Genomic DNA, 8,394 nt, shown 5'->3' with positions numbered 1-8,394 from the left:
ATCCCCAGATTTTTCGCCCGGCGCTCGACCACCGGCGTCTTGCGTCCGCTGATGATCGCCGTCTGTACGCCGGCGGCCATCAGCATTTTGATGCCCTGGCCGTCGAGGGTGTTGAAGGTTTTGAACTCGCTGCCGTCTTCAAGGAAGTACAGGCGACCGTCGGTCAGTACGCCGTCGACGTCGAAGACCGCCAGTTTGATGTTCTTGCCGCGTTGCAGCAGATCCGTGCTCATTACATGACTCCCGCGCGCAGCAGGTCGGACAGGTTGAAGGCGCCGATCGGGCGATCCTCCTTGTCCACTACGACCAGCGCGTTGATCCGACTGTCTTCCATGATCTTCAGGGCTTCGGCCGCCAGCATTTCGGCGCGGGCCGTCTTGCCATGAAGGGTCATGACTTCATCGATGGTGGCGTGATGGATATCGATGGTGCGATCCAGGGTGCGGCGCAGGTCGCCGTCGGTGAAGACCCCGGCCAGGCGCCTGTCGGCCTCGACGATGACGGTCATGCCCAGGCCCTTGCGGGTCATTTCCATCAGGGCATCCTTGAGCAGGGTGCCGCGCTGGACCTGTGGTAACTGGTCGCCAGCGTGCATCACGTTCTCCACCTTCAGCAGCAGGCGGCGGCCCAGGGCGCCACCGGGGTGGGAGAAGGCGAAGTCTTCGGCGGTGAAACCGCGGGCCTCCAGCAGTGCCACGGCCAGGGCGTCGCCCATGACCAGGGCGGCGGTGGTCGAGGAGGTCGGGGCCAGGTTCAGCGGGCAGGCTTCCTGCTTGACCTGGACATTGAGGTTGACCTCGGCGGCCTTGGCCAGCGGCGAATCAGGGTTGCCGGTGATGCTGATCAACTGGATGCCCAGGCGCTTGATCAGTGGCAGGAGAGTCACGATTTCATTGGTCGAACCGGAGTTGGACAGGGCCAGGATCACGTCGTCCCGGGTAATCATGCCCATGTCGCCATGGCTGGCTTCGGCCGGATGGACGAAAAACGCGGTGGTGCCGGTGCTGGCCAGGGTGGCGGCGATCTTGTTGCCGATATGCCCGGACTTGCCCATGCCAACCACTACTACGCGGCCTTTGCTGGCTAGAATCATCTCGCAAGCGCGTACGAAATCTGCGTCGATATGGGGCAGCAAGCCTTCTACGGCTTCTATCTCGAGGCGGATAGTGCGTTGTGCTGATTGAATCAGGTCGCTGGATTGGCTCATGTCAGAAATCGTATAGCCTGATGAAAAGGCGGCGATTATAGCGGTAATGATCGATTCCCTCACGCAAGTTCGTCAGCCTTTGTCTTTCCATAGGGCGCAATGGTCTATAAAGCCCGTTTTAGCCTGTCGTGATCCTGAACGCGGATGGCTTCGGCCTTGGGGGCTCCGTATCAGCAGTGATATAGTTCGCCGCCAGTTCGGCCTGCCCTGGGTGCATGTACTCCCGGCAGGGAGCCAAGCGTCCGAGTAAGAGGCTGCATCGCAAGGAGTTTAGATGAGTGCCGATAACGCCTACGCGGTCGAGCTGAAGGGACTTTCCTTCAAGCGCGGTGCGCGCAGCATCTTCAATAATGTCGATATCCGTATTCCGCGGGGCAAGGTCACCGGCATCATGGGGCCTTCCGGTTGCGGCAAGACCACGCTCCTGCGGCTGATGGGCGCTCAATTGCGCCCCAGCAGCGGGGAAGTCTGGGTCAACGGCCAGAACCTGCCCACCTTGTCGCGTGGCGATCTGTTCGACGCCCGCAAGCAGATGGGCGTGCTGTTCCAGAGTGGTGCACTGTTCACCGATCTCGATGTGTTCGAGAACGTTGCCTTTCCATTGCGCGTCCATACCCAGCTGCCGGATGAAATGATCCGCGATATCGTCCTGCTCAAGCTGCAGGCGGTCGGGTTGCGCGGTGCCATCGACCTGATGCCCGACGAACTGTCCGGCGGCATGAAACGTCGCGTGGCGCTGGCCCGGGCCATCGCCCTGGACCCGCAGATTCTCATGTACGACGAGCCGTTCGTAGGCCAGGACCCCATCGCCATGGGCGTGCTGGTGCGTCTGATCCGTCTGCTCAACGATGCGCTGGGGATCACCAGCATCGTGGTTTCCCACGATCTGGCGGAAACCGCGAGCATCGCCGACTACATCTATGTCGTGGGCGATGGCCAGGTGCTGGGGCAGGGCACGCCCGACGAGCTGATGGAGTCCGATAACCCGCGGATCCGCCAGTTCATGAAAGGCGACCCCGACGGTCCGGTACCCTTTCACTTTCCAGCGCCGGACTACCGCGCAGATCTTCTGGGGAAGCGCTGATGCGCAAAGTATCTTTATTGGAGCGAATTCGTCTGTTCGGTCACTCGGGCATCGACGTTCTCGCGGTGCTCGGACGTTCGAGCCTGATGCTGTTTCACGTGTTGTTCGGGCGCAGCCAGGCCGGCGGCGGCTTCGGCCTGCTGGTCAAGCAACTGCATTCGGTGGGGGTGATGTCCCTGGTGATCATCGTCGTCTCCGGGATTTTCATCGGCATGGTGCTGGCGCTGCAGGGGTTCAATATCCTGTCCAGCTACGGTTCGGAGCAGGCGGTGGGGCAGATGGTGGCCCTGACCCTGTTGCGCGAGCTGGGGCCAGTGGTCACGGCCTTGCTCTTCGCCGGCCGGGCCGGTTCGGCGCTGACCGCGGAAATCGGCAACATGAAAGCCACCGAGCAGCTCTCCAGCCTGGAGATGATCGGTGTCGACCCGCTCAAATACATTGTCGCGCCACGTTTGTGGGCCGGCTTCATTTCTCTGCCGTTGCTGGCGATCATTTTCAGCGTGGTGGGGATCTGGGGCGGTTCGTGGGTGGCCGTCGACTGGCTGGGGGTCTATGAAGGTTCCTACTGGTCGAACATGCAGAACAGCGTGACCTTCAGCGATGACGTGCTCAATGGCATCATCAAGAGCATCGTTTTTGCCTTTGTCGTGACCTGGATCGCCGTATTCCAAGGCTATGACTGTGAGCCCACTTCAGAGGGGATCAGTCGTGCCACCACCAAGACCGTTGTATACGCCTCGTTGGCTGTACTCGGCCTGGACTTTATTCTGACCGCCTTGATGTTTGGAGATTTCTGATGCAAAACCGCACCCTGGAAATCGGTGTCGGCCTTTTCCTGCTGGCCGGCATCCTGGCTTTGCTGTTGCTTGCCTTGCGGGTCAGTGGCTTGTCCCCGACCTCGAGCACCGATACCTATAAACTTTACGCCTATTTCGACAATATCGCCGGTTTGACGGTCAGAGCTAAGGTAACCATGGCCGGTGTGACCATCGGCAAGGTCACGGCTATCGATCTGGACCGCGACAGTTTCACCGGTCGGGTCACATTGCAGCTGGAAAAACGCGTAGACAACCTGCCGACCGACTCCACTGCATCTATCCTGACTGCTGGCCTGCTCGGCGAGAAATACATTGGCATCAGCGTCGGCGGGGAAGACACCTTGCTCAAGGATGGCGGGACCATTCACGACACTCAGTCTTCACTGGTGCTTGAGGACCTGATCGGTAAGTTCCTGCTCAATACCGTTAGCAAAGACGCCAAATGAGGAATTTTTCATGATCTCTATCTTGCGACGTAGCCTGTTGGTATTCCTGGCAGCGTTGCCGTTGATGGCTAACGCCGTGGCGGCACCTTCCGCCCATGATCTGGTACAGGACACCACCAGTCGTTTGCTGGCCGACCTGGCCGCCAACAAAGAGAAATACAAGCAGGATCCGCAGGGTTTCTATGCGGCTCTGAACAGCATCGTGGGTCCCGTCGTGGATGCCGAGGGTATTTCCAAGAGCATCATGACGGTCAAGTACTCGCGCAAGGCCACTCCGGAGCAAATGCGCACCTTTGAAGAGAACTTCAAGAAGGGCCTGTTCCAGTTCTATGGCAACGCCCTGCTGGAGTACAACAACCAGGGCATCGTCGTTGACCCGGCCCGGGATGAGTCTGGCGACCGCACCAGCGTCGGCATGACCGTCAAAGGCAGCAACGGTGCGATCTATCCTGTGTCCTACACGTTGGAGAAGCTCAACGGCGAGTGGAAGCTGCGCAACGTGATCATCAACGGCATCAACATCGGCAAGCTGTTCCGCGATCAGTTCGCCGACGCCATGCAGCGCAACGGCAACGACCTGGACAAGACCATCAACAACTGGGCCGGTGAAGTGGCCAAGGCCAAGCAGGCCGCCGAAAACTCTCCAGAGAAGGCCACGCAATGAGTGAGTCGGCCGTCCGTCTGGGGGAAGCCGGCGAACTGCTGATCAGCGGCGTGCTGGACTATCGCTCCGGCCCGGGCCTGCGCAAGCAGGGCCAGGCGCTGATCGCGTCCAGCAAGGCAGCCGAGCTGGTGCTCGACTGTTCGGCGGTAGAGAAGTCCAGCAGCGTCGGTTTGTCGTTGCTGCTGGCCTTCATGCGCGATGCCGCGGCCGCCGGCAAGGCGGTCAGCATCCGTGCATTGCCCGAAGACATGCGCGAAATCGCCGAGGTTTCCGGTCTGACCGAGCTGCTGGCGCATCCTTAACCACCCGTTCACAAGCAAGCCCCCCGTCAGAGTCCTGCTATTGCGGGGTTCGCAGGCGCGGGGCTTTTTTGTATGATGTCCGACCCGTGCGCACAGGGCGCCGATTGAGGTTGAGCATGCAGGCCAACGAAGTGAAGAGCTTCCTTGAGGGAAAGCTGTCCGAGACTCTTTCATCCGTTCAGGTAGAAGTTGAAGGCGAAGGCTGCAACTTTCAGCTGAACGTGATCAGTGACGAACTGGTGGCCTTGAGTCCGGTCAAGCGTCAGCAGAGCATCTATGCCCATTTGAACCCGTGGATCGCCGATGGCAGCATCCATGCGGTCACTATGAAATTTTTCAGCAGCGCGGCCTGGGCCGAGCGCACCTGAGCCCAAGGGCGTCGAGATTCTTATGGATAAATTGATTATTACCGGCGGCGTTCGTCTTGATGGCGAGATCCGCATTTCCGGGGCAAAGAACTCTGCCCTGCCGATTCTGGCCGCCACCCTGCTGTGCGATGGCCCGGTCACCGTTGCCAACCTGCCGCACCTGCACGACATCACCACCATGATTGAGCTGTTCGGCCGCATGGGCATCGAGCCGGTGATCGACGAGAAGCTCAGCGTCGAGATCGACCCGCGCACCATCAAGACCCTGGTCGCACCTTATGAGCTGGTCAAGACCATGCGTGCCTCGATCCTGGTGCTGGGCCCGATGGTTGCCCGTTTCGGTGAAGCCGAAGTCGCGCTGCCTGGCGGTTGCGCCATCGGTTCGCGTCCGGTGGACCTGCACATCCGCGGCCTCGAAGCCATGGGCGCAGTGATCGACGTCGAAGGCGGCTATATCAAGGCCAAGGCGCCTGAGGGCGGTCTGCGCGGCGCGCACTTCTTCTTCGACACCGTGAGTGTGACCGGTACCGAGAACATCATGATGGCGGCTGCCCTGGCCAAAGGCCGCAGCGTGCTGCAGAACGCCGCCCGCGAACCTGAAGTGGTCGACCTGGCGAACTTCCTCAACGCCATGGGCGCCAAGGTTTCCGGTGCCGGCACCGACACCATCACCATCGAAGGCGTCGAGCGTCTGCATTCGGCGACCTACAAGGTCATGCCTGACCGCATCGAAACCGGTACCTACCTGGTTGCAGCCGCCGTGACCGGCGGTCGCGTGAAGGTCAAGGACACCGATCCGACCATCCTCGAAGCGGTCCTGGAAAAGCTCAAGGAATCCGGCGCCGAAGTCATCACCGGCGAGGACTGGATCGAGCTGAACATGCACGGCAAGCGTCCGAAGGCGGTCAACGTGCGCACCGCGCCGTACCCGGCGTTCCCGACCGACATGCAGGCCCAGTTCATCTCCCTCAACGCCATCGCCGAAGGCACTGGCGCGGTGATCGAGACCATCTTCGAAAACCGCTTCATGCACGTCTACGAGCTGCACCGCATGGGCGCGAAGATCCAGGTCGAAGGCAACACCGCCATCGTCACCGGCACCGAGAAGCTCAACAGCGCTCCAGTCATGGCCACCGACCTGCGGGCTTCGGCCAGCCTGGTGATCTCGGCGCTGGTTGCCGACGGCGACACCCTGATCGATCGCATCTACCACATCGACCGTGGTTACGAGTGCATCGAGGAAAAACTGCAGATGCTCGGCGCCAAGATCCGCCGCGTACCGGGCTAGTTTGTGTGATGGGCACAAGGAGGTGCCCGAAGGTTTCGTTCCAAGTCGAGCCTGGGTTCAGGCTCGATACGTGTCTGGCGCCGTTTGCGACCGGGCATGAGTATCCTGATAAGGACTTACGTTTCCCATGTTGACCATCGCACTGTCCAAGGGCCGCATCCTTGATGACACCCTGCCGCTTCTGGCCGAAGCCGGCATCGTGCCTACCGAGAATCCGGACAAGAGCCGCAAGCTGATCATCCCCACGACCCAGGCCGACGTGCGCTTGCTGATCGTGCGCGCCACCGACGTGCCGACCTATGTCGAGCATGGTGCCGCCGACCTCGGCGTGGCCGGCAAAGATGTGCTGATGGAATACGGCGGCCAGGGCCTGTACGAGCCGCTGGACCTGCAGATCGCCCAGTGCAAGCTGATGACCGCTGGCGCCATCGGTGCGGCCGAGCCCAAGGGCCGCCTGCGCGTGGCCACCAAGTTCGTCAATGTCGCCAAGCGTTACTACGCCGAGCAGGGGCGTCAGGTCGACATCATCAAGCTATACGGTTCGATGGAGCTGGCGCCGCTGATCGGCCTGGCGGACAAGATCATCGACGTAGTCGACACCGGCAACACCCTGCGGGCCAATGGCCTGGAACCTCAAGAGCTGATTTCCATGATCAGTTCCCGTCTGGTGGTCAACAAGGCCTCCATGAAAATGCAGCACGCCCGCATCCAGGCCCTGATCGACACCCTGCGCAAAGCAGTGGAGTCGCGACACCGCGGTTGACCCACCTGCGCGGCGCTAGCCGCGCCCGTCTATCCGTGTCATAGCCAATTTTCTCAGGTGCCCGCGCGAATGGACTGGTAGCTTAGGGCGCCTGAGCATTCGCCATTCAATGAGGCCCTCGCTATGACCGCTCCCACTGCAATTGCCCGTCTCAACGCTGCTGACCCGGATTTCGCGCATCATCTGGATCATCTGCTGAGCTGGGAAAGTGTGTCTGACGACTCGGTCAATCAGCGGGTACTGGACATCATCAAGGCCGTGCGCGAGCGCGGCGACGCGGCGCTGGTGGAGTTCACCCAGCGTTTCGACAGCCTGCAAGTGGCATCGATGGCGGACCTGATCCTGCCGCGCGAGCGCCTGGAGCAGGCCCTGACCCGGATCACCGTGGCCCAGCGCGAAGCCCTGGAAAAAGCCGCGGCGCGGGTGCGCAGCTATCACGAAAAACAGAAGCAGGACTCCTGGAGCTACACCGAAGCCGACGGCACCGTGCTGGGCCAGAAGGTCACGCCGCTGGATCGCGCCGGGCTGTACGTGCCGGGCGGCAAGGCGTCCTATCCGTCCTCGGTACTGATGAATGCCATCCCGGCCAAGGTGGCGGGTGTCGCCGAAGTGGTGATGGTGGTGCCGACCCCCCGTGGCGAAGTCAATGAGCTGGTGCTGGCCGCGGCCTGCATCGCCGGGGTCGACCGGGTGTTCACCATCGGTGGCGCCCAGGCCGTGGCCGCCCTGGCCTATGGCACCGAGAGCGTGCCTCAGGTAGACAAGGTGGTCGGCCCGGGCAACATCTATGTGGCCACCGCCAAGCGTCACGTATTCGGTCAGGTCGGCATCGACATGATCGCCGGTCCTTCGGAAATCCTGGTGGTCTGCGATGGCCAGACCGACCCGGACTGGATCGCCATGGACCTGTTCTCCCAGGCCGAGCACGACGAAGACGCCCAGGCGATCCTGGTCAGCCCGGATGCCGGGTTCCTCGACCAGGTGGCGGCGAGCATCGCCAAGCTGCTGCCGACCATGGAACGCGCGGAAATCATCGAGACCTCGATCAATGGCCGCGGTGCCTTGATCCAGGTGCGCGACATGCAGCAAGCCATCGAGGTGGCCAACCGCATCGCGCCGGAGCACCTCGAGCTGTCGGTTGCCGATCCGCAGGCCTGGCTGCCGCAGATCCGTCACGCCGGCGCGATCTTCATGGGCCGCCACACCTCCGAGGCCCTGGGCGACTACTGCGCGGGCCCCAACCACGTGTTGCCGACTTCCGGCACGGCGCGCTTCTCCTCGCCGCTGGGGGTGTATGACTTCCAGAAACGTTCGTCGATCATTTTCTGCTCGGAGCAGGGCGCTTCCGAACTGGGCAAGACCGCCTCGGTGCTGGCCCGTGGCGAGTCGCTGAGCGCCCACGCCCGCAGCGCGGAATACCGGATCATCGCCGACCAGGAACAGGGGCAATAAGC

Annotated in this window: 11 protein-coding genes; 9 read left to right on the top strand and 2 right to left on the bottom strand. The window is 61.7% G+C overall.

Going from position 1 to position 8,394, the window contains the following annotated elements; translation table 11 throughout:
• Both ACQKQA_RS17060 and ACQKQA_RS17055 read right to left on the bottom strand, forming a co-directional pair.
• The coding region (locus tag ACQKQA_RS17060) for a KdsC family phosphatase (RefSeq protein ID WP_427559800.1) at positions 1-233 on the bottom strand (233 nt) is incomplete at its 3' end.
• The gene (locus ACQKQA_RS17055) at positions 233-1,207 is read right to left on the bottom strand and encodes a KpsF/GutQ family sugar-phosphate isomerase (protein ID WP_427559798.1); all 975 of its coding nucleotides are present in this window, start codon (positions 1,205-1,207) and stop codon (positions 233-235) included. The genes ACQKQA_RS17060 and ACQKQA_RS17055, both read right to left, overlap by 1 nt.
• A 274-nt stretch (positions 1,208-1,481) precedes the next feature.
• On the opposite strand from ACQKQA_RS17055, the gene ACQKQA_RS17050 reads away from it, so the two are divergent.
• The 9 genes from ACQKQA_RS17050 (at position 1,482) to hisD (ending at position 8,392) form a co-directional block, all read left to right on the top strand.
• Entirely contained in the window at positions 1,482-2,291 is an 810-nt protein-coding gene (locus ACQKQA_RS17050) for an ATP-binding cassette domain-containing protein (RefSeq protein WP_427559795.1), read from the top strand.
• Entirely contained in the window at positions 2,291-3,088 is a 798-nt protein-coding gene (mlaE, locus tag ACQKQA_RS17045) for a lipid asymmetry maintenance ABC transporter permease subunit MlaE (protein ID WP_427559792.1), read from the top strand. The genes ACQKQA_RS17050 and mlaE overlap by 1 nt, the downstream gene beginning before the upstream one ends.
• Positions 3,088-3,555, top strand: a complete 468-nt coding sequence (gene mlaD / locus ACQKQA_RS17040; RefSeq protein WP_007929863.1) for an outer membrane lipid asymmetry maintenance protein MlaD — start codon at positions 3,088-3,090, stop codon at positions 3,553-3,555. The genes mlaE and mlaD overlap by 1 nt, the downstream gene beginning before the upstream one ends.
• A gap of 10 nt (positions 3,556-3,565) precedes the next feature.
• On the top strand, positions 3,566-4,219 hold the full coding sequence (locus ACQKQA_RS17035; RefSeq protein ID WP_427559788.1) for an MlaC/ttg2D family ABC transporter substrate-binding protein: 654 nt from the start codon (positions 3,566-3,568) through the stop codon (positions 4,217-4,219).
• Positions 4,216-4,521: an STAS domain-containing protein gene (locus tag ACQKQA_RS17030; RefSeq protein WP_427559785.1), complete on the top strand. Its 306-nt coding sequence runs from the start codon at positions 4,216-4,218 to the stop codon at positions 4,519-4,521. Before ACQKQA_RS17035 ends, ACQKQA_RS17030 begins: the two co-directional genes overlap by 4 nt.
• Before the next feature lie 116 nt (positions 4,522-4,637).
• Positions 4,638-4,889, top strand: a complete 252-nt coding sequence (locus ACQKQA_RS17025; RefSeq protein ID WP_007929860.1) for a BolA family protein — start codon at positions 4,638-4,640, stop codon at positions 4,887-4,889.
• A gap of 22 nt (positions 4,890-4,911) precedes the next feature.
• Positions 4,912-6,177 carry a UDP-N-acetylglucosamine 1-carboxyvinyltransferase gene (gene murA, locus ACQKQA_RS17020; protein ID WP_427559783.1) on the top strand — a complete coding sequence of 422 codons (1,266 nt, stop codon included), beginning with the start codon at positions 4,912-4,914 and terminating at the stop codon, positions 6,175-6,177.
• A gap of 127 nt (positions 6,178-6,304) precedes the next feature.
• Complete coding sequence (hisG, locus tag ACQKQA_RS17015; protein WP_025806433.1) at positions 6,305-6,940, top strand: ATP phosphoribosyltransferase; 636 nt, start codon at positions 6,305-6,307, stop codon at positions 6,938-6,940.
• A 123-nt stretch (positions 6,941-7,063) separates the two neighbouring features.
• On the top strand, positions 7,064-8,392 hold the full coding sequence (hisD, locus tag ACQKQA_RS17010) for a histidinol dehydrogenase (protein WP_427559778.1): 1,329 nt from the start codon (positions 7,064-7,066) through the stop codon (positions 8,390-8,392).
• The last annotated feature ends 2 nt before the right edge of the window (positions 8,393-8,394 follow it).

The sequence above is a fragment of the Pseudomonas sp. NPDC089530 genome (assembly GCF_050280705.1).
Classification (GTDB): Bacteria; Pseudomonadota; Gammaproteobacteria; order Pseudomonadales; family Pseudomonadaceae; genus Aquipseudomonas.
This window is presented reverse-complemented; position numbering and strand designations above follow the sequence as displayed.

Excerpts from the sequence above, each read along its gene's own strand:
- ACQKQA_RS17055 (WP_427559798.1), bottom strand. The coding sequence starts at position 1,207 with ATGAGCCAATCCAGCGACCTGATTCAATCAGCACAACGCACTATCCGC.
- ACQKQA_RS17050 (WP_427559795.1), top strand. The coding sequence starts at position 1,482 with ATGAGTGCCGATAACGCCTACGCGGTCGAGCTGAAGGGACTTTCCTTC.
- mlaE (WP_427559792.1), top strand. The coding sequence starts at position 2,291 with ATGCGCAAAGTATCTTTATTGGAGCGAATTCGTCTGTTCGGTCACTCG.
- mlaD (WP_007929863.1), top strand. The coding sequence starts at position 3,088 with ATGCAAAACCGCACCCTGGAAATCGGTGTCGGCCTTTTCCTGCTGGCC.
- ACQKQA_RS17035 (WP_427559788.1), top strand. The coding sequence starts at position 3,566 with ATGATCTCTATCTTGCGACGTAGCCTGTTGGTATTCCTGGCAGCGTTG.
- ACQKQA_RS17030 (WP_427559785.1), top strand. The coding sequence starts at position 4,216 with ATGAGTGAGTCGGCCGTCCGTCTGGGGGAAGCCGGCGAACTGCTGATC.
- ACQKQA_RS17025 (WP_007929860.1), top strand. The coding sequence starts at position 4,638 with ATGCAGGCCAACGAAGTGAAGAGCTTCCTTGAGGGAAAGCTGTCCGAG.
- murA (WP_427559783.1), top strand. The coding sequence starts at position 4,912 with ATGGATAAATTGATTATTACCGGCGGCGTTCGTCTTGATGGCGAGATC.
- hisG (WP_025806433.1), top strand. The coding sequence starts at position 6,305 with ATGTTGACCATCGCACTGTCCAAGGGCCGCATCCTTGATGACACCCTG.
- hisD (WP_427559778.1), top strand. The coding sequence starts at position 7,064 with ATGACCGCTCCCACTGCAATTGCCCGTCTCAACGCTGCTGACCCGGAT.